15 protein-coding genes are annotated in these 19,181 nt (G+C 40.8%); 5 read left to right on the forward strand and 10 right to left on the reverse strand.

All coding sequences use genetic code 11. The annotated features are described in order from the left end of the window. Positions 1-409 precede the first annotated feature (409 nt). A complete protein-coding gene (locus tag MTF64_RS09695; RefSeq protein WP_004587588.1) occupies positions 410-718 on the forward strand; it encodes a hypothetical protein in 309 nt (102 codons plus the stop codon). A 484-nt stretch (positions 719-1,202) separates the two neighbouring features. On the opposite strand, the gene MTF64_RS09700 is transcribed toward MTF64_RS09695, so the two are convergent. The 5 genes from MTF64_RS09700 to MTF64_RS09720 all read right to left on the reverse strand — a co-directional run bounded on the left by MTF64_RS09700 (position 1,203) and on the right by MTF64_RS09720 (position 9,372). After that, positions 1,203-3,443 (reverse strand): restriction endonuclease, encoded by a 2,241-nt coding sequence (locus MTF64_RS09700; protein WP_248451244.1) that lies wholly within the window; start codon positions 3,441-3,443, stop codon positions 1,203-1,205. 640 nt (positions 3,444-4,083) lie between these two features. Continuing rightward, on the reverse strand, positions 4,084-6,975 hold the full coding sequence (gene gcvP / locus MTF64_RS09705) for an aminomethyl-transferring glycine dehydrogenase (RefSeq protein ID WP_248451245.1): 2,892 nt from the start codon (positions 6,973-6,975) through the stop codon (positions 4,084-4,086). Positions 6,976-7,129: 154 nt separating this feature from the next. Beyond that, entirely contained in the window at positions 7,130-7,519 is a 390-nt protein-coding gene (gene gcvH, locus MTF64_RS09710) for a glycine cleavage system protein GcvH (RefSeq protein WP_004587592.1), read from the reverse strand. Between the two features lie 72 nt (positions 7,520-7,591). After that, positions 7,592-8,674 carry a glycine cleavage system aminomethyltransferase GcvT gene (gene gcvT / locus MTF64_RS09715; RefSeq protein WP_004587593.1) on the reverse strand — a complete coding sequence of 361 codons (1,083 nt, stop codon included), beginning with the start codon at positions 8,672-8,674 and terminating at the stop codon, positions 7,592-7,594. A gap of 98 nt (positions 8,675-8,772) precedes the next feature. Beyond that, the gene (locus MTF64_RS09720) at positions 8,773-9,372 is read right to left on the reverse strand and encodes a hypothetical protein (protein ID WP_004587594.1); all 600 of its coding nucleotides are present in this window, start codon (positions 9,370-9,372) and stop codon (positions 8,773-8,775) included. 126 nt (positions 9,373-9,498) lie between these two features. Here MTF64_RS09720 and MTF64_RS09725 point away from each other — a divergent pair, with 126 nt between their 5' ends. Further along, on the forward strand, positions 9,499-10,347 hold the full coding sequence (locus MTF64_RS09725) for a LysR family transcriptional regulator (protein ID WP_054982828.1): 849 nt from the start codon (positions 9,499-9,501) through the stop codon (positions 10,345-10,347). A 199-nt stretch (positions 10,348-10,546) separates the two neighbouring features. Here MTF64_RS09725 and rlmB read toward each other — a convergent pair whose 3' ends face one another. From rlmB to MTF64_RS09750, 5 genes are all read right to left on the reverse strand, one after another. Continuing rightward, positions 10,547-11,290: a 23S rRNA (guanosine(2251)-2'-O)-methyltransferase RlmB gene (rlmB, locus tag MTF64_RS09730; RefSeq protein WP_024033280.1), complete on the reverse strand. Its 744-nt coding sequence runs from the start codon at positions 11,288-11,290 to the stop codon at positions 10,547-10,549. Then, positions 11,287-13,788: a ribonuclease R gene (gene rnr, locus MTF64_RS09735; protein WP_029772011.1), complete on the reverse strand. Its 2,502-nt coding sequence runs from the start codon at positions 13,786-13,788 to the stop codon at positions 11,287-11,289. Before rnr ends, rlmB begins: the two co-directional genes overlap by 4 nt. A gap of 146 nt (positions 13,789-13,934) precedes the next feature. Next, complete coding sequence (locus tag MTF64_RS09740) at positions 13,935-14,549, reverse strand: response regulator transcription factor (RefSeq protein WP_004587598.1); 615 nt, start codon at positions 14,547-14,549, stop codon at positions 13,935-13,937. Between the two features lie 2 nt (positions 14,550-14,551). Beyond that, entirely contained in the window at positions 14,552-15,649 is a 1,098-nt protein-coding gene (locus tag MTF64_RS09745) for a histidine kinase (protein WP_248451247.1), read from the reverse strand. After that, positions 15,646-15,816 (reverse strand): hypothetical protein, encoded by a 171-nt coding sequence (locus MTF64_RS09750; RefSeq protein WP_024033282.1) that lies wholly within the window; start codon positions 15,814-15,816, stop codon positions 15,646-15,648. Before MTF64_RS09750 ends, MTF64_RS09745 begins: the two co-directional genes overlap by 4 nt. 158 nt (positions 15,817-15,974) lie before the next feature. Between MTF64_RS09750 and MTF64_RS09755 the strand changes: the two genes are divergently transcribed. The 3 genes from MTF64_RS09755 to MTF64_RS09765 all read left to right on the forward strand — a co-directional run bounded on the left by MTF64_RS09755 (position 15,975) and on the right by MTF64_RS09765 (position 19,117). Beyond that, entirely contained in the window at positions 15,975-16,841 is an 867-nt protein-coding gene (locus MTF64_RS09755; protein ID WP_024033283.1) for a DMT family transporter, read from the forward strand. Next, positions 16,838-17,539, forward strand: coding sequence for a glycerophosphodiester phosphodiesterase family protein (locus MTF64_RS09760; RefSeq protein WP_055252750.1), 702 nt, complete (start codon positions 16,838-16,840; stop codon positions 17,537-17,539). The genes MTF64_RS09755 and MTF64_RS09760 overlap by 4 nt, the downstream gene beginning before the upstream one ends. A gap of 360 nt (positions 17,540-17,899) precedes the next feature. Next, entirely contained in the window at positions 17,900-19,117 is a 1,218-nt protein-coding gene (locus tag MTF64_RS09765) for a methyl-accepting chemotaxis protein (protein WP_248451249.1), read from the forward strand. The last annotated feature ends 64 nt before the right edge of the window (positions 19,118-19,181 follow it).

A 19,181-nucleotide genomic window follows, 5' to 3' on the forward strand; every position in this document is an offset into this window, starting at 1 on the left:
TTTTAGCTTTTAGCTTTTAGCTTTTAGCTTTTAGCTTTTAGCTTTTAGCTTTTAGCTTTTAGCTTTTAGCTTTTAGCTTTTAGCAAAATAGTGTCGTTTTTATTTTCGGTGTGGGAATCGTTCTTTTGGAGGGAGTGATAGTAATATAGATACGTTTTACTGCTTAAAAAACGAAAACAAACTCCCTCTACATGTAAAACCAAATAGTTCGCGCTTTCGCCCAACGCGCTAGCAAGCTAAGCGCCTACAATAAATAACATTGTATTTATCTTTAGCTGTGGCTATTACATTGGCTATGCGTTGGGTTTCGCTTCGCTCAAACCAACCTACGGTTGTTGCATAGCCACAAGCTTGCGTATAATGCCCGCATTCTGGCTGTATGTATTAGCCGCTAATTTGGATTTTAATAATGAAAAAACTCTCTGCAGTGCAAGTAAAACAACAAGCACTTGTGCTTAACGTTGCCGATAAACTAGAAGCACAAGGGCGCGAAGAAATCCCTGGTATGTTGCAGTGCTGGTTTGATGTGGAATATCACTTATTTCCAAGTTCACTACTGCTTTGTTTTCAGTTTGAAAACGAACAAGCTTTAGCAGCCGCAGAGCCTGATTTATTAAAATGGCAAAAGCGCTTAAGCGCCGCAATGCTTAAAAAAGGCGTGATTTTAAAAGATATGCGTAAACACTTAGTGTTTACTTTAAAAGGGCCTGATGATTAAAGAAGGGTTTTAGTTAGCTAAGAGCTTAGCGTTGCCGCAAGCTTGTTAAAACATACGAAAAGCCAAAAATTCACAGCCTTTTATCATGCTATAAAAATACTTAACCCCTCGCAGGGCGCTGAGCTTACGGGTAGCGGGAGGGGTGTTGTTACGCGTAATTATAGAGCTTAAAAGTATAATTTCAAGATATTTATAGCTTGGCTGATATTGGCACAAAACGATGACTGAAATGCAAACCTAGGGCCTTAATTAATCATCAAAGATACTCAAATAAAACGCTTAAACTCATATGGCGCTCTTTATTCAAGCCACGGTGCATATTCACACCAATCGACGTCATTACTCGTTGTATAAGGTACAGTGCGTAGTCATATTTAAATTGAGTTTAAATAATAAGAACACTTGGTTTTTGAATAAAAGATCAAGGAGATAGAGCAGCCTGCTTGACGGGAGTTATCTAATGGGTGCCCCCTTTGCTTTTCAATCAAGTTTTTTCAAAAAGATCCTCGATTTCATTAAACTCAATTTCTGGCGAGGCTGTTGTAGCTTTCTCGTTATCAGCTTCATAGTAATAGTCATCTCTAAACTCTTGTCTTATAGAATCAAAATCTACATGTTTCATAAGGTCTATCGCTGAAAAATCCATTTCAATTTTATATTCTTCAATCATTTCATCGGCAAGCTTTACAGCATCACTATCTAAACTTTCAAAATCAGTAGCACGTTCAGATACATAGTCACTTATATTGTCCACACAATATTCCCATACACACTCCTGAACAACTGTTATTATTTCATCACAGTCAATATCATGCCTATCAGTAAACTCTTCAATCAACTCAGAAATTACTTTGAGAGTATCACTTGACGGAAGGTAATCTAAAACGCCTTGGATTAAACCTAACCAATCTAAACTTTCTATAGTTAAGTCATCATATTCAATTAAATATTTTAATAGCGAAATAGTTTCACTATCAACTTCTTCAAGGATACCTTCAGCCTTAATAATTTTAATTAACTCATTTATAGATGATGCTTTAACATCATCATTTATGTCATTTAAAGCGACATCTTCAAAAACTAGAACGAACAGATAGAAATGCGATGAAAAAGCTTGTTCCTCATTAATTTTCTCTAAAAGCTTTAATTTTACTCTGTTATCAGGTGTTGGTGAATTACTGAGAAATGAAAATACATAAGATGATTTATAACTTTTATATGCTTTCAAAGAGTTTAGTTGAAATAAAATATCTACTATTAAATCAACATCACTTTTACAAATAGAAATAACATAATCATTAATTGATGGATTAAATAGCTCAAAGACTATAGATTCCCCACCAATAACTCTCGTAATTAATGAGCCTGATAACGTTTGAATTGCTTTATCAAATTGAATGTTGGTAGTAAGTATGTTCTTACTTTTGAAGTATTTTTTTACTGTAGTTTTAAGCACTTCCTCTTCTATTTTATTACCAAAATAAACAATAATAAAGATGAGTACTCTTTCATACTCTTTTAATTGATTATGGAAGACATGTTCCCAGATATCTTTAGGGTTATTAATACTTTCTTCAACCTTATCCCAATATTCTGTCGAACTTATTAGATCAAAACGCTGCACATCAGTTATAAACTCGATTAATCTAGGGTTAAAGTTTTTGTGGTTAATAATTTCGAGGTATCTTTTATCAATGTAGAGTTGTTCGATATAACTTTCGTTGAGTTGCGAGAAATATATATGGTTATAGAGAATTCTTGCTTTATCAATGCCCTCAAGTTCTGTTACATCCAGAACATATTCGCGTTGTTCTAAATTTTTATTTTTAAATATTGCTGAAATATTTCTACCTTGATTAAGTATCGAAGATCTTGATGTTAGAATGAACCTTTTGTTATCATCACCTTTGATAGCTTCAATAAATTTCATGATCTTGGAATCTTCTTTATTCTCTATTCCTTCTAGGTAGTTACTACCTAAAAAATCATCAAAATAAAAAATTTGCTTACCCATTTTATTAAATACGTTTTTGGCATCTTTAATGTCATCTTCTATAATAACTAGCTCAAACCCACTAAGAACATATTCAAGGCATAATTGCTCTGCTAGAGTCGTTTTTCCTGCTCCTGGTTCACCTGAAATAATTATACTATGAACTTTTTCCAGTAAGTCCTTTGCCTCATCATGATTACTCGTTCTAGCATAGTATTTACTAAATTTTTTAATTTTTTCTAATCCCCATTCACTATCTAAATAAGTACTTTGGTTTAATAAAATTTGTAACGTATTTATACTTGTTAACCATAATTTATAATGATTTCGTTCAATATCAGGGAAGGCTTTTAAGTAATCATTTAAGTCTTCTTTGCCATAAACATTACTTTCTTTGAGGTATGGGAAAAATGCGCTTGCTAGCTCTTTCTTTTGCATGCGACTTAGTGATTCGGAGCACACAAAAATATAATCAGATGGGTTAAGTTTGTGTACCTTAGCTGCTTCAGTATTCTGACAATGACGTAATAACTTAGTATAACCAGATTTCAAATAATGCTTTGACTGAATAATAACCTCATTATCTGAACTTTGATAAAACCGCCCATCAACACCACCATCTTTACCTGGTTTAAATCGTTCAACTTTAATATTTTTTACTCTGGAAATTACATCATTTGCAAGTTCTTCAAACTCTTTATCATGAAGAGTTTCAAAATTATAATCTGGCATTTAATTTATGTTTTTTATATGAAAAATATACTATATATTACTCCCCTTAACATCAAAAGCACTAGTGAAAATCATTAGATTTAACACCTAAGACACTTTAATTGTACTTTTTTATTACAAAACAACACCGCATCGTTATCATACTTTTAGGCTAGATTAATTTAGCAATTGCCTTATACCTCATTTACTTTAAAAGTAACTAAAGAACAAAAATCTGGTTTTGAAAGAATCTTCCCAAGTCCAGAGAGGGGTCAGCGACAGGCCACCTTTGGCTGCTGTCGCCAGCGCGACAAAACCTTGAATAAGGTTTCTAATCTTTAAAAGTACGAAACGCATTTACATTATCGGTGATGATAACCTCAAACACCTATTCAAATACTTATTCGGGCTGCCGCCCGCGCGTCAGCAAGCTAAACGCCTACAACTAATAACACATACTCTTGGCTTTTGAGCGAGTAAGTATATTTGTGTTTCGTTGGGTTTCGCTTCACTCTACCCAACCTACGTTCATATAATTTATGGCGAATCACCACACACAAAAAAGCCGTTGCATTGCTGCAACGGCTTTTATAATTTTGATAAACTCCCAAACTATAATGGAACTTACTACCCATTAAAGTTCAAAAGTTAGTCTCAATTCTTAGTCGCGATATGTCTCAACCGCTGGGCATGAACATACCAAGTTACGGTCGCCGTATACGTCATCTATTCGTGTAACGGTTGGCCAGAACTTGTCTTTTGCTACTGAAGGCACTGGGAATGCAGCGTAAAAACGGTCGTACGCGCGGTCCCATTCGTTACCTAACACGTCAGCTTGTGTATGCGGTGCAAATACAAGTGGGTTGTTTTCAATTGACCATTCGCCAGAGATTACTTTGTCGATTTCGCCTTTAATTGACACCATTGCTTCGATAAAGCGGTCTATCTCGCCCTTTGACTCAGATTCAGTTGGCTCAATCATCAATGTGCCCGCTACTGGGAACGACATAGTGGGTGAATGGAAGCCGTAATCTTGCAAGCGCTTAGCTACGTCCATTTCAGTAATACCTGATTGCTCTTTAAGTGGGCGTAGGTCAACAATACATTCGTGCGCAACGCGGTTGTTACGGCCACGGTATAAAATTGGGAAGTGCTGGCTTAACTCGTGCGTTAAGTAGTTAGCATTCACAATCGCCATTTCAGTGGCTTGTTTTAAGCCCTCTGAGCCCATCATGGTAATGTAAGCCCATGAAATAGGTAAAATAGCGGCTGAGCCGTAAGGCGCTGCTGATACTGCACCGTTGTTAATGTTTGTACCCGGTACGTTAATTACGCTGTGGTTTGGCATAAATGGCGCAAGGTGCGATTTAACACCAATTGGGCCTACACCTGGGCCGCCGCCGCCGTGCGGAATACAAAACGTTTTGTGTAAGTTTAAGTGCGATACGTCTGAGCCTATAAAGCCTGGGCTTGTTACGCCTACTTGCGCGTTCATGTTTGCGCCATCCATGTAAACTTGCCCGCCGTGCTCGTGCACAATGTCACAAATTTCGCGAATGGTTTCTTCGTAAACGCCGTGTGTAGATGGGTATGTGATCATAATACACGATAAGTTTTCAGACACTTCTTCCGCTTTCGCTTTTAGGTCGGCCATGTCTACGTTACCGTTTTTATCGCAATCAACCACTACAATTTTCATGCTGGCCATTTGCGCAGATGCAGGGTTAGTACCGTGCGCTGAGCTTGGAATTAAACATACGTTACGGTGCGCATCGCCGCGCGACTCGTGGTATTTACGAATAGCAATTAAGCCTGCGTATTCACCTTGTGCGCCAGAGTTTGGCTGTAGTGAAACTGCATCGTACCCAGTAATGTTAACTAGCCAGTCGTGCAGCTCGTTAATCATTATTTGGTAACCTTCGGCCTGATCGAGCGGGCAGAATGGGTGCAAGTTTGCAAATTCAGGCCATGTAATTGGGATCATCTCAGCGGTCGCGTTTAGTTTCATGGTACATGAACCTAACGAGATCATTGAGTGGTTAAGCGCTAAATCTTTGTTTTCTAGGCGCTTAATGTAGCGAAGCATGTCTGTTTCGCTGTGGTAGCTATTAAAGTTTGGATGCGTTAATACTTCGTCATCACGTACTAAACTAGCTGGAATAGAGTCGCTACCGTTTGCTTCAATATCGGCTGCAATACTATCTACGCTTAGGCCATGGCCTTCACCTAATACAATATCAAATAGCTCAGCTACATCGGCGCGGGTGGTGGTTTCTGAAACCGAAATTGAGTATTCACCGTCGTGGTTGGTGGCAAAGTTAACGCCTTTGGCAAGTGCACGCGCTATTACATCATCTTTGCTGTCGCTCACTACTGTTAGCGTATCAAACCAGGTGCTGTGTTTAAGTGCTACACCTTTAGCTTTTAGGCCAGTTGCTAAAATATCAGCAAAGCGATGTATACGCTGCGCGATAGTTTTTAAGCCTTGTGGGCCGTGGTACACCGCGTAAAACGCGGCCATGTTGGCAAGTAGTACCTGCGCTGTACAAATGTTTGAGTTCGCTTTGTCGCGGCGAATGTGTTGTTCGCGCGTTTGCATGGCCATACGTAGTGCGTCGTTACCTAAACGGTCTTTAGATACACCAATAATACGCCCTGGTAATGAGCGTTTGTATGCGTCACGTGTTGCAAAAAATGCAGCGTGTGGTCCGCCGTAACCCATAGGTACACCAAAACGCTGAGCCGAACCAAGTACTACGTCGGCACCTAATTTACCCGGTGCTTTTAATAGTAATAAGCTCATAATGTCGGCAGCAACACAGGCAATGGCCTTTTTGCTTTGTACGCCAGCAATTAGGTCGGTTATATCGACTACTTCACCTGTTGTAGATGGGTATTGGAAAAGTGCGCCAAAAATGTCGTGGTTAACGGCATCTTCTGCTTTACCTACAATTATTTCAAAACCAAACTGCTCAGCACGGGTGCTTACTACGTCAATAGTTTGTGTGTGTACGTCGTCGGCAATAAAAAAGGCATTGGCTTTTTTAGCTTTAGATACGCGTTTTGCAAGGCCCATAGCCTCAGCAGCAGCGGTTGATTCGTCAAGTAACGAGGCACTTGCTAAATCTAGGCCTGTTAAATCTAGGGTCATAGTTTGAAAATTTAATAACGACTCTAAACGCCCTTGCGCAATTTCTGGCTGGTATGGCGTGTACGCAGTATACCAACCTGGGTTTTCTAGTACGTTACGTAAAATTACGTGCGGTACGTGCGTTGGGTGGTAGCCTTGGCCAATGTACGATTTGAAAACTTTATTTTTGCTTGCTACCGATTTTAAGTAGCTTAGTGTTTCAACTTCAGTACGGCTTTCGCCAACTGTTAATGGCTGCGCTAAGCGAATGCTTGCAGGTACAGTTTGGTCGATCAGCTCTTGCACACTTGATACTTCTAAAGCACTTAGCATATCGCTTACTTGTGCCGGGCTTGGCCCAATGTGGCGGCGAATAAAATCTTGCTTTTGCTCTAACTGTTCAAGAGATTTGGCGTTTGACATGCGTCTAGATTCCTATGATCCTAAATACTAACGGGTAATTAGTATTGATTAAAATATGTGATGATTTAATAACGTACTGTGTATGGGAAGTAGGCCGTTAAATCATAAAAGCCCCAAAAACAGTGAATGGGGCTTTTGTCATCTACTTAGAGTATTACTCTTCGTCGATTGTGTTAGCGTAGTCTTCTGCGCTAAGTAGGTTTTCAAGCTCTGACTCGTCAGTTGCTTTAATGCGGAATAACCAGCCGTCACCGTATGGGTCGTTGTTAACCGTTTCTGGTGCGTCTTCTAGCTCTTCGTTAATCGCTACAATTTCGCCGCCAACTGGTGCGTAAATGTCTGATGCAGCTTTAACCGACTCTGCTACTGCACAATCTTCGCCCGCATCTACTGCATCGCCTACTTCTGGTAGTTCTACAAATACCATGTCGCCAAGCAGCTCTTGCGCATGCTCAGAAATACCCACAGTAAATGTACCGTCACCTTCGTTGCGAACCCACTCGTGAGAAGAGGCGTATTTTAAATCGCTAGGGATATTGCTCATTATTTTGTTCCTTTGGTTTAGATTGGGAGGATACCAATCACAATAATTATTGTGATTGGTATAACCAAATTTTTAAATGATTGATTTGCCGTTACGTACAAAGCTAGGCTTTACTACTTTAACGTTAACTAATTTTTTGCGCATTTCTACTTGGGCTGTATCCCCTGTTGAACGCGGTACACGTGCAAGGGCTACACTAAAACCAAGTGTTGGTGAGAAAGTACCTGAGGTAATTACCCCTTCACCACCTTCAACAATTACTTTTGAGCCGCTACGCAATACGCCTTTTTCTTCAAGCACTAAACCAACAAGTTTATGGGTGCTTTTTTCGGCGCGTTGCTTAACAAGTACGTCACGACCAATAAAGTCACGATCTTCTGGTTCCCATGCAATGGTCCATGCCATGTTAGCTGCAAGTGGCGATACGCTTTCGTCCATATCTAGGCCGTAAAGGTTCATACCTGCTTCTAAGCGTAGCGTGTCGCGTGCACCTAAACCGGCTGGCGCTACACCTGCATCTAGCAGTTGTTGCCATAAATCGGCTGCTTGCTCGTTCGGTACTACTATTTCGTAACCGTCTTCGCCAGTATAACCCGTTGTGGCAATAAATAAATCACCTACTTGTACACCAAAAAATGGCTTCATGCCTTCAACGGCTGCTTGTTGCTCGGCATTTAAAAGAGTGGCTGTTTTTGCTTTTGCGTTAGGGCCTTGTACTGCAATCATTGCAAACTCTGGGCGCTCAGTTACGGTTACTGTAAAGTCGGCAGATACTTTAGCTAAGTGAGCTAAATCTTTTTCGCGGGTGGCAGAATTTACCACTAAGCGATAAAACGTTTCGCTAAAGTAGTAAATAATTAAATCGTCGATTACGCCGCCTTGCTCGTTAAGCATGCCCGTGTAAAGCGCTTTACCTGGTACGGTTAATTTTGCTACGTCGTTTGCTACTAACTTACGTAAAAATGCTTTTGCTTGTTCGCCTTCAATATCAACAATGGTCATGTGTGATACGTCAAACATACCTGCATCGGTACGCACTGCATTGTGTTCTTCTATTTGTGAGCCGTAGTTGATTGGCATTTCCCAGCCATGAAAATCAACCATTTTTGCGCCTGCTTCAAGGTGCTTAGCATGTAGTACAGTTTTAGAAGTCATAACATTCCTTCACTTTTAAATTAACCCTGTGCGGGCGTGGCTTAAATAGATTTAACTCAACAGGCAAACACGGTTATGTTTACCGGTTATTTTATGTATTAGGCAGCTTCGTTTTGCATTAGGGCAAAACCTTGTGCTTGTAAGTGCTGTTGCCACTTTTGTAGTTCTTGTTGCTTGGCTACTAGCACAAAGTGCTGTTCGTCGTTTTTATCTATGGCGGTAATAAATACTTCGCCGCTTTGCGCGCCATAGCATAGTTGCGGGTTTGATAAACGCAGCCCTGGCGTTAATTTAAACGCGCTAATTAAGGTATCAAATGCGTTTGCTCCACACAGCGCAAGAGTTGCAAGGTCGCTACGTAGTACATAATCAATATCAAAACGAAGTTGCTGCTCGTTTATCAGTGCTTGTAATTGCAAGCTTGCGCTGTGCGGTAATACAAATCTAAATGCGGTTTCGCTAAAGTAATAAACGGCAAAGCTGTAATCAGAATTTAAATCGCCATCAAGCGTGCCTTTTAGGCCTAAGCCGCTGGCTGTAAGCTTTGTGAGATCTAACCCTAAAATAGTGCTTAAAAATACACTGGTTTCACTGCCACTAAAATCCATTACAACGAGGTTGTTATTTGCTTGCACGGCATTGGTAACTGCACTTGCAGCATTGCTGTGGCGGGCAAACATTATTGGGTTAAAAGTCATAACAAACACCTGTGTATTTTTGATACCAAAAGTATATTGCGCCACTGTGACAACAACAAATTGTAATTATTTATCAATTGATAAATAATACTTATATATGTAGCTATATAAATTGTAATTTTAAATATGAAAAACATATCAACCGACAGTTTGCGTACCTTTGTAATGGTTGTTGAGGTAGGTGGATTTGCAAAAGCCGGCGACCTACTGGGGTTATCGCAACCTGCGGTAAGCTTGCAAATTAAACGCCTTGAAGATTTACTCGGTTATAAATTATTTAAAAAGCAGGGCCAGCGCCAGGTGCTTAATCAGTACGGTGAGCTACTTTTGCCTATGGCAAAACAAATGATGCAGTATAACGATGCTATTTTGCAGCAGTTCACCTCAGAAAGCATAACCGGTAAAGTGCGCTTGGGTATTCCTAGCGAATTTGCAGCACGTATTTTGCCCTCTATTATTGGTGATTTTGTCTCGCTTTATCCTGAGGTATCGCTGGAGGTTAAATCGCGCTTAAGTAAACATTTACTGTCAGCCTCAAGGCAAGATCAATTTGATCTTGTTTTAGCACTTAACGAGCGCCTTAATTCAGACAAGTTCCCTATTTTTATGCAAGACGAACTAGTATGGGTGGGCGATTTAGCACAAGCAAAAAATGAGGTAGTAACCTTAGTCACCGCGCCCGAAGGCTGTATTTATAGGCGCCGCGCTACAGATGCACTTAAAAGTGCCAATATCAAATACCGTATTGTTTACAGTAATGCCGATTTAACCGGATTAATAGCCGCCATAAAAGAAGGCTTAGGTATTACTGTACTGGCTAAAAGTACGGTGCCAAGCGATCTTAATTTTCAGGCGCAAAGTAAATATTTACCAGCTCTTGGTAGCATAGGTATTAGCTTAATAAAAAGCGGTGGGGAGTCGGAGCACGCAGTAGACAAACTCGCTGAGTTTATCGCATTACGTTTAGGCTATTAATGCGCGTTGGCGAGTTGCTTAATCTGTAAAATTACAAACTACGCTACATAAAAAACGCCGAGGTTAAAATAACCTCGGCGTTTTGTAAGCTAAACCTGGCGCTAACTAAAACCCTCATTTAAACGATTAAATAACGAGTTTTTGTCTATCGACACGCTTAGCTGCCTAAAAATAAATATATTAATTAAGCAACTGGATATTAGTTATTTACGTTACGTTGGCGTAGCACTTCAAATAAACAAATACCGGTGGCTACCGATACATTTAAGCTAGAAACACTTCCTGCCATCGGAATTTTAACTAACACGTCGCAATGCTCACGCGTTAAACGGCGCATGCCCTCGCCCTCTGCTCCCATTACTATTGCCATTGGCCCAGTAAGGTTTGCATCAAACACGTGGGTGTCTGTTTCACCTGCGGTGCCCACAACCCATACGCCTGCGTCTTTAATTTCGCGAAGCGTACGCGCCAGGTTTGTTACCTGAATAAGCGGTACAGTTTCGGCTGCGCCACAGGCTACTTTACGTGCTGTGCCGTTAAGCTTGGCCGACTTATCTTTAGGTACAATTATAGCGTGTACACCTGCTGCATCTGCGCTACGTAGGCAGGCACCTAAATTGTGTGGATCGGTTATGCCATCTAGTACTAATAAAAACGGCGTGTCTTCGCGAGCAATGATCTCATCTAAATCTTTTTCGTTGTAAACACGCGCAGCTTTTACATTGGCAATAATGCCTTGGTGCTGTTCATCGTTTGCTTTGTTATCTAGCGCTTTTCGCTGCATAAATTGTACAGAAATACCAAATTTACGTGCTTCATTAATAATCGGGGTTAAGCGCTTATCATCACGACCTTTAAGGGCATAAATTTCTAAAAAACGCTCTGGCTCTTTTGCTAAAATTGCTTCAACAGAGTGAAAGCCAAAAATTAATTCATTACTCACGTATTGTTTGCTCCTGGGCTATTACGTTTACGGGCATTTTTGCCTGGTCTTTTAGGCTTTTTAACTGCCTTTTTTTTCGGTTTTTTCTTAGCGGTGGTTTCAGCGGCTTTTTTACCGGCTGGCTTTGCGCCAGACTTACCCGCTGGTTTGCCTTTACTTTTACTGGCTGGTTTTTTACCAGCTTTGGGTTTTTCATCGCCTGATGTGTTTTTTCCAGGGATTTTACCCGCTTTAAGCTGCGATCTTACACTTGCTGGTGCATGGCTTGATTTACCGCGCCCTGCTCCTTTAGCTGAGCCACGGCGACGCGCGTATCTATCTTGAGCTACATCACCACTGAGCGTTAAATTTATACGGCGCTCATCTAAACTTACCGAAGCAACTTGTACCGTTACTTTATCGCCAAGGCGGTAAACGGTATGTGTATGCTCGCCAATTAGGGTGTGTTTTGCACCATCATGATGGAAGTATTCATCACCTAAATTAGTAACATGGATCAGGCCATCAATTTGTAAGTCGTCTAGGCGTATAAATAAGCCAAAGTTAGTAACGGATGAAATAACCCCGTTAAACTCATCACCCACGTGATCTTGCATAAACTCACATTTAAGCCAGTCGGCAACTTCACGCGTTGCGTCGTCTGCGCGGCGCTCGGTGGTTGAACACTGCTCGCCTAGTTGGTCTACTTCATCATCGGTGTACGCGTATGCGCCCGATGTTTGCTGACCTTGTGCTTTTATTACCGCTTTAATTGCACGGTGTACCACTAAATCAGGGTAACGGCGAATTGGTGAGGTAAAGTGTGCGTACGCAGGCAGCGCTAAGCCAAAGTGGCCTATGTTGTCTGGCTGATAAACCGCTTGCTTCATTGAGCGAAGTAGCATGGTTTGAATAAGCTCGGCCTCTGGGCGGTCGCCTAAACGGGCTAACACTTGGGTAATTTCTTTCGGTGTAGGCTCATCACTTAATGTACTTTGAATGCCAAGCTCACTTAAAAACTGAGTAAAGTTACCTAGTTTTTCTTGATCTGGCTCATCGTGCACACGGTAAAGCGCACTGGCTTCGTGTTTTTCTAATAATTTAGCCGCCGATACATTGGCTAAAATCATACATTCTTCAATCAATTTGTGCGCGTCGTTACGAACAACTGGCACAATTGATTCTATTTTACGGTGTGCGTTAAATACAAAACGCGTTTCGAGCGTTTCAAACTCAATAGCACCACGGGTTTGGCGCGCCGATTTAAGCGCCATATACATTTGCTGTAAGTCAGTTAAATGTGGCACTACGGGTGCGTATTCTTCGCGTAGTTTTTCATCGCCTTGTAAAATGGCATTTACTTTGGTGTAAGTTAAACGCGCATGTGAGTTCATCACCGCTTCGTAAAACTTATAACCCGAAAGCTTACCTGCGTCTGATACCGTCATTTCGGCCACCATACAAAGGCGGTCTACTTTAGGGTTAAGCGAACATAAACCGTTCGACAACACTTTTGGCAGCATTGGAATTACTTGCTCAGGAAAATACACTGAGTTACCGCGAGCAATCGCTTCTTTATTTAGCGGCGTGTTCATACCTACATAATGTGATACATCAGCAATGGCTACCCATAAGCGCCAGCCGCCAGATTTTTTACGCTCACAATATACGGCATCATCAAAGTCGCGGGCGTCTTCACCATCTATGGTGACCAGTGGCAGGTCGCGTAAATCTACACGGCCTTGTTTGTCGGCTTCATCAACAAACTCACCTAAATGAGCTACTTGTTCTTCTACTTCTTCTGGCCAAACATGAGGAATATCGTGATTGCGCAGTGCCACCTCTATTTCCATACCTGGCGCTAAATGCTCGCCCAGAACGTCAATAATTTTACCTACCGCGTTCATGTTGCGGCTAGGGTTTTGAGTGATTTGCACTTGCACCATTTGGTTATGGCGCGCGCCGTTTTCACTGCCTGGCAGAATAATAATATCTTGAGTAATACGTGGGTCTTCTGCTACAACAACTGCAATACCATGCTCAACAAAGTAACGCCCTACAATAGGTGCGCGCTCGTTGGTGAGTACTTTAATTATGCGGGCATCACATTTTGAGCCTGAGCCACGTTTTGTGCCTTTAGCAAGTACGATGTCGCCGTGCAGCACCATGTTCATTTGATGCTTGGCTATAAACCAATCTTTGCTCTCGCCTTCAACTTCTAAAAAGCCAAAACCGTCTCTGTGGCCAATTACTTTGCCTTTGGTTAAACCGGCTTCGTCAATTAGGGCGTAACATTTAAACTTATTAAAATACAATTGGCCATCGCGCTCCATGGCACGAAGGCGGCGCTTAAATGCAATTTGGCGTTCGGTATCGTTTACAGCTAATTCATCACAAAGTTGCGTGAAGTTAGCAGGTTTTGAACGCTCTTGAAGGTGAGTAAGTATAAACTCACGACTAGGGACTGGGTTTTCGTACTTTTCTTGTTCTCGGCTGAGATTTGGATCTTGGTTTGACATTCACTATCTTGTTAGTTGGTTATGTAGGTATTTTAACCCATATACGTAAAATGAGACAGGTAAAAGCGTATGAAACTTTTAATAAACCGCTTTAATAAGTAAAACATACGCTTAATGGCCTTAATCATCACTTAATATAAGCGCAATTATAACCAGCCTTTTTGCTTTGCAATACGCGCTGCATCTACGCGGTTAGTGGCATTGAGTTTTGCGATAGCATCGGATAAATAATTACGTGTTGTGCCTTCACTTATAAACAGCTGTTTGGCTATGTCGCTTGTTTTTAAGCCATCGCTTGCAAGCTTAAGTGCTTTGCGCTCTTTATCGGTGAGCGGGTCGGCATCATCAAGCGCGTTAATGGCAAGCTCTGGGTCTATAACCTTTTGCCCTTGCATTACTTTTTTAAGTGCATTGATAAGCTCATCACTTGGCGCTTCTTTTAAAATGAAACCTTTAACGCCTAGGGCGAGCGAGCGCCTAATATAACCAGCTCGCGAAAACGTGGTCATAATAACCATTTTAATGGTTGGGAACGTGGCCGCTATTTGCTCACTTAGCTCTATACCGCTCATGTGTGGCATTTCAATATCGGTTAAAATTATGTCTGGCAATGCCTCATCGGCCAGTGCTTTTATTGCATTAAGGGCATCTTGGCCGTTACTGGCTTGGCCTATCACTTCAATATTAAAATCAAGGCTTAACAATGCCCCTACTGCGTCGCGCACGAGTGCTTGATCTTCCACTAAATATACTTTGATCATTGTTAATCCTTAGCTGAAATTGGCAGCATTACGTTTAAAGTAAACTTCTCGCCACAGGTAAACGTGGCATGGCCATTAAGTTGCTCTGCGCGCTCTTTAATACCATTTAAACCGTTACCTGCGTTTAACGTGCTGCAAGGTGCGTTATCAACCACATTTATATGCAGCTGATGCTGTGTTTGCTCTATACTTATTTCGCCGTTTTTATTACTGCTATGGCGTAATAAATTAGTTACCGCTTCTTTAATTATAAGCCCTGCGATCCCTTCTACTTTAGGAGGCAAGGTATTTAATACAACATTAAAGTTAACGTTAAAGTCTTGCTCTATTAGCCTTTGTTTAAGCTGGGCTATTTGGCTTATTAAATTAAGTTGTTTTAAATCGCTTACGGCGTTTCTTACATCGCTAAGTAACTGCCTTGCTAGATCTGCTACTTGTGCTATTTCGTTATTGGCTTGTTCGTAGCGCTCTCCTTGATTTAGCTTATTAGCAAGCTCAGCTTTTAAAGCAATAGATGATAGTGAGTGGCCTAAAATATCGTGTAGGTCGCGCGCTATTCGTTCGCGCTCAGCAATGGCGGCCAATTGCTCTAGTTGGTTAGCGCTTTCTTGTTCGCGCTTTTTATGCAGGCGCTCTTTTTGAGTTGCTATGCCAAAGGCCAACAGCGCCCCTGAAATTAATAAAGTGCCGGCTAAAAAGTATTTTATGTTTGCTATATCTGCCAAGTAGGCGCTTAACGCCACCGTAAATATAAGGCTAAAAACGGCATATAATCTGCTTTTTTTAGCGTATGACTCACCAGCTATAAACGCGATAAAACCAAATAATGTAGAGGTACCTGTGGTATAAAATGTGGCGCTAAAACACACCACTAACATAATAACAAACAGCGTTGTTATACGCTTTGTTTCACAGTGCATGGCTTTTATGTAAAGCAAAATAAATACAATATAAAACGCCACGCTCATTACAATGGTATTGACTGGCAAGTTAGATAGATTAAAAAGAGTCGGAAGCAAATAAAACCCAGTAAAAATTAAAGGTGCGTATTCCCAAAACTTTTTATTACTGGGCTTTGAAAGCGTATTTGTTGTACTCATGCCAGAGCCCCTAGTTCATTGTTATTGCTTATAACATTATTTTTATTAATAAATATAAATAACACAAAAATACTAATGAGTATAAAGTAATCATTTATTGAAACACTAAAGCTAAGTGATTCTAAAAACTCGCTAATAGCGAGACTTATTAAAATTAACGTATTCATAGCCACCTCCCATTAAGATAAGTTAACTATGCCAAAGCCAAAAAATAATAAGAGTGTGAAATGTCATTAACTTTGCTGACATTTGTCATGTTTTTAAAATTTCATCCTGTGAGTTCGCACCCAGTGATAAGATAATAAAAAAAGGAGTTCTCATTTAAATGCAGCCACAACAGCAAAGCCTGATTTACTTACATATTGCCGTGTTACTTTTTGGGGGCACCGCCCTTTTTGCAAAGTTAATAGGGTTAAATGCAATTGATATTACGGTGTATCGTACCGCTATTGCTGGTATGGCAATATTGGCTATGCTGTACTTTCAAAAAAAACAAATTAAGTTAAATAAACCAAAAGATTACCTCATTGCGTTATTTTTAGGTGTGGCAGTAGGCATGCATTGGGTTACTTACTTTGCAGGCATGCAAATGGCGGGCGTAACTGTGGGTATGCTGGCTTTTTTTAGCTACCCAGTAATGACGGTATTTTTAGAGCCCTTGTTTAATAAAAGCAGGCCCCAAGCAAAAGATATTATAAGCGCAGCTGTGGTTGTATTAGGTATATATTTACTCGTACCCAGCGCAAATTTAGGCGACGATGTAACCTTAGGGGTTATTATGGGTGTGGTTTCGGCTTTGTTTTTTTCGATTAGAAATATTACCCATAAGCGTTTTTTTAGCCAGTATGGCGGCCCACAAACCATGTTTTATCAAACCTTAGTGGCAAGTGTTATGCTTTGCGCATTTATTAAGGTCCCTGTGTATGAGGTGAGTAACCACGACCTTATTTTAATTGCTGTGGCGGGTATTATTTTTACCGCTACACCGCACTCGCTGTTTGCAGCGAGTTTAAAGCACTTATCGGCAGCTACTGCGGGGTTAATTTCGTGCTTGCAGCCGCTTTACGGCACTTTGTTGGCTATTGTTATTATTCATGAGCGCCCAACGCTACTAACACTTATTGGCGGTGCACTTATAGTCAGTGCAGCCTGTTTTGAAACATGGTCTATTACTCAAAAGGCTAGAAAATGAAAATATTTGCGCACCGAGGGGCAAGCGGCAATTACCCAGAAAACACTAAAAGCGCTATTTTAGAAGCGTTAAATGTAGGGGTAGATGGCATTGAAGTTGATATTCAAAGTGCGCTTGATGACTATATGCTCATACACGACTCGTGGCTAGATAGAACCACCAGCGGGCACGGTAAAGTAAGCGACTTTACGGCGCAGCAACTTAGTCTGTTGGATGCCGGTAACGGCGAGCAAATCCCCACTCTACAGCAATTACTTGATTGGAATAACAATAAAACATTACTCAATATAGAGCTTAAACATACCTTTGAGCTGGAAAAGTTTGCCACTATTTTAAACAACAATATTGCTAAAGGCGTTATTACTAAAGGTAATATTTTAGTGTCGTCGTTTGATCACCATCAAATTCATTGGCTTAAAAATAGGTTACCGTGGTTACACATTGGCGCGTTAACCTCATCAATTCCATTAAATTATGCACAGTTTGCTCAACAGTTAAATGCGTATAGTGTTCATGTAGACAAAAGCTTTGTAAATAAAGCTTTTGTAGATGATGCCATAGCGCGAGGCCTGCAAGTTTATGCCTACACCGTAGATAGGCCAGAAGACATGGATTTTATGCTAAAAATTGGGGTGCATGGTATTTTTACTAATTACCCCGCTCGCTCTAAAAAATATTTAGCAAACATTATTACTTGAGTTAACGGTAACTTAGTCGATAATCTAGCTAGGGCGTGATGATCTTTGCGGATTGAAATTTGTTCAATCTAGGGGCGATTAAATCGCGGCGCGAGGCTTGTAACCTAGTGGGCTAAGTAAAAACCGAGTAAAGCTTCCGTGTCCTGCTCACGCCCCTTACCTACATCCATGTAGGCAACAAAGAGTTTATCGCCCTTAGGCAGAACCCAAAGGGCAGCGCATGTTTGGCATTTATGCAGCGTTATCGCCTATTTATGGGGAATAACCACACTTCATAGGCTCTGCCTTGCCTAAAAGCCAAACATACTGCTGCAAATTCAACCATCAAAGGTCAACACGCCCTAGATGGGTACGCAAAAAATGAGTGGTGTAATGCAATTTTATAATTATATTGAGCAAACATTTTTTTATACGCTTACGCGTAAAATAGTGGGCAACTTAAGCTTTGTTTTTTTGTTTCAGGCCATTACCTTATTTTGGTTATATCAAAGCTTAAGCGAGCAGCACAGTACTAGCGCATTTTGGTTGTTAACCTTGGTTATTGTAGCGGGCTTTGCCTTTACTATTTTTTATATGCGCTATTTAATAGTGCGCCCTGTAAAAGCTATGTGCGACACTTTAGTAAACATAAACCAGCAAGAGGCTAATTTAGCCGCCAACTTACCGCAATTTTCTTTTGACGAATTTAAAGAACTAAGTACGCAATATAACTTATTTACTAACCACTTAAGTGATTTACTAAGTACAACTCACGCCAGCGCTAAAGCCAGCGAGCAAAGTAATGTTGATGTAAATACCGCTATGCAAAATACGCAGCACTTAAGTGAGCAGCAAACTCAGCTAAGCCACAATATTATTAATGCGAGTAACCAAATAGTGCAAAGCTTAGAGGGCATAGTGAGCAATACCGACAGCGTGCATAGCGTTAACAGCGAGCACTTAGACTTTGTTAAGCTTTCGTCGCAAGAGCTTGCAAGCTTAGTCGATAAGGTGTCGCTTATTGGTACCTTGCTGCAAAGATTTTCTAAAACGGTGTCTGGCCTTAAAGAAAACAGCGAAAATATTCGCAGCATTTTAAAAATGGTTGAGGAGTTTTCGGATCAAACTAATTTACTGGCACTAAACGCTGCCATTGAAGCGGCACGCGCTGGTGAAGCTGGCAGAGGATTTGCTGTTGTTGCTGATGAAGTACGTACATTATCGGTAAAAGTAAGTGGTGCAACCCGACAAATAAGCGACTTTATTAACCAAATGAATGAGCTGGTTAACGAAACCAATCAAGAAAGTGAGCAGTTAATTAGCCACTCAAGTACCGCACAAAGCGCCATTAGTAATACCTCTGAAGGGTTTAAAACAATGCTAGGTGAGTTTGAACAAAACCAACAGCAGCTACAGCAAATAGCGGATGCGGTGCATACGCTAGAGCAAGCGCAGCAGCACACTCACCAATCGGTAGAGCAAATTGTTACCTTAGGCGAGCAAGCTAAAAGCGCTATTGATCATGCACTAAGTAATAGCCAGCAATCACATGCACTTAGCCAACAAACACAACAGCAATTAAAGCGTTTTGTGCAATAAGCAATTACAAAACAAAAGCCGAGCGGTATATTGCCTTAATATTTTAACTGGCAACATTCAACAG

This window comes from Pseudoalteromonas sp. 2CM41L, assembly GCF_023161905.1.
Taxonomy (GTDB): Bacteria; Pseudomonadota; Gammaproteobacteria; order Enterobacterales; family Alteromonadaceae; genus Pseudoalteromonas; species Pseudoalteromonas atlantica.

Bases quoted from the DNA above. Each gene is read 5' to 3' on its own strand.
- MTF64_RS09695 (WP_004587588.1), top strand. From the start codon at position 410: ATGAAAAAACTCTCTGCAGTGCAAGTAAAACAACAAGCACTTGTGCTT.
- MTF64_RS09700 (WP_248451244.1), bottom strand. From the start codon at position 3,443: ATGCCAGATTATAATTTTGAAACTCTTCATGATAAAGAGTTTGAAGAA.
- gcvP (WP_248451245.1), bottom strand. From the start codon at position 6,975: ATGTCAAACGCCAAATCTCTTGAACAGTTAGAGCAAAAGCAAGATTTT.
- gcvH (WP_004587592.1), bottom strand. From the start codon at position 7,519: ATGAGCAATATCCCTAGCGATTTAAAATACGCCTCTTCTCACGAGTGG.
- gcvT (WP_004587593.1), bottom strand. From the start codon at position 8,674: ATGACTTCTAAAACTGTACTACATGCTAAGCACCTTGAAGCAGGCGCA.
- MTF64_RS09720 (WP_004587594.1), bottom strand. From the start codon at position 9,372: ATGACTTTTAACCCAATAATGTTTGCCCGCCACAGCAATGCTGCAAGT.
- MTF64_RS09725 (WP_054982828.1), top strand. From the start codon at position 9,499: ATGAAAAACATATCAACCGACAGTTTGCGTACCTTTGTAATGGTTGTT.
- rnr (WP_029772011.1), bottom strand. From the start codon at position 13,788: ATGTCAAACCAAGATCCAAATCTCAGCCGAGAACAAGAAAAGTACGAA.
- MTF64_RS09740 (WP_004587598.1), bottom strand. From the start codon at position 14,549: ATGATCAAAGTATATTTAGTGGAAGATCAAGCACTCGTGCGCGACGCA.
- MTF64_RS09745 (WP_248451247.1), bottom strand. From the start codon at position 15,649: ATGAGTACAACAAATACGCTTTCAAAGCCCAGTAATAAAAAGTTTTGG.
- MTF64_RS09750 (WP_024033282.1), bottom strand. From the start codon at position 15,816: ATGAATACGTTAATTTTAATAAGTCTCGCTATTAGCGAGTTTTTAGAA.
- MTF64_RS09755 (WP_024033283.1), top strand. From the start codon at position 15,975: ATGCAGCCACAACAGCAAAGCCTGATTTACTTACATATTGCCGTGTTA.
- MTF64_RS09760 (WP_055252750.1), top strand. From the start codon at position 16,838: ATGAAAATATTTGCGCACCGAGGGGCAAGCGGCAATTACCCAGAAAAC.
- MTF64_RS09765 (WP_248451249.1), top strand. From the start codon at position 17,900: ATGAGTGGTGTAATGCAATTTTATAATTATATTGAGCAAACATTTTTT.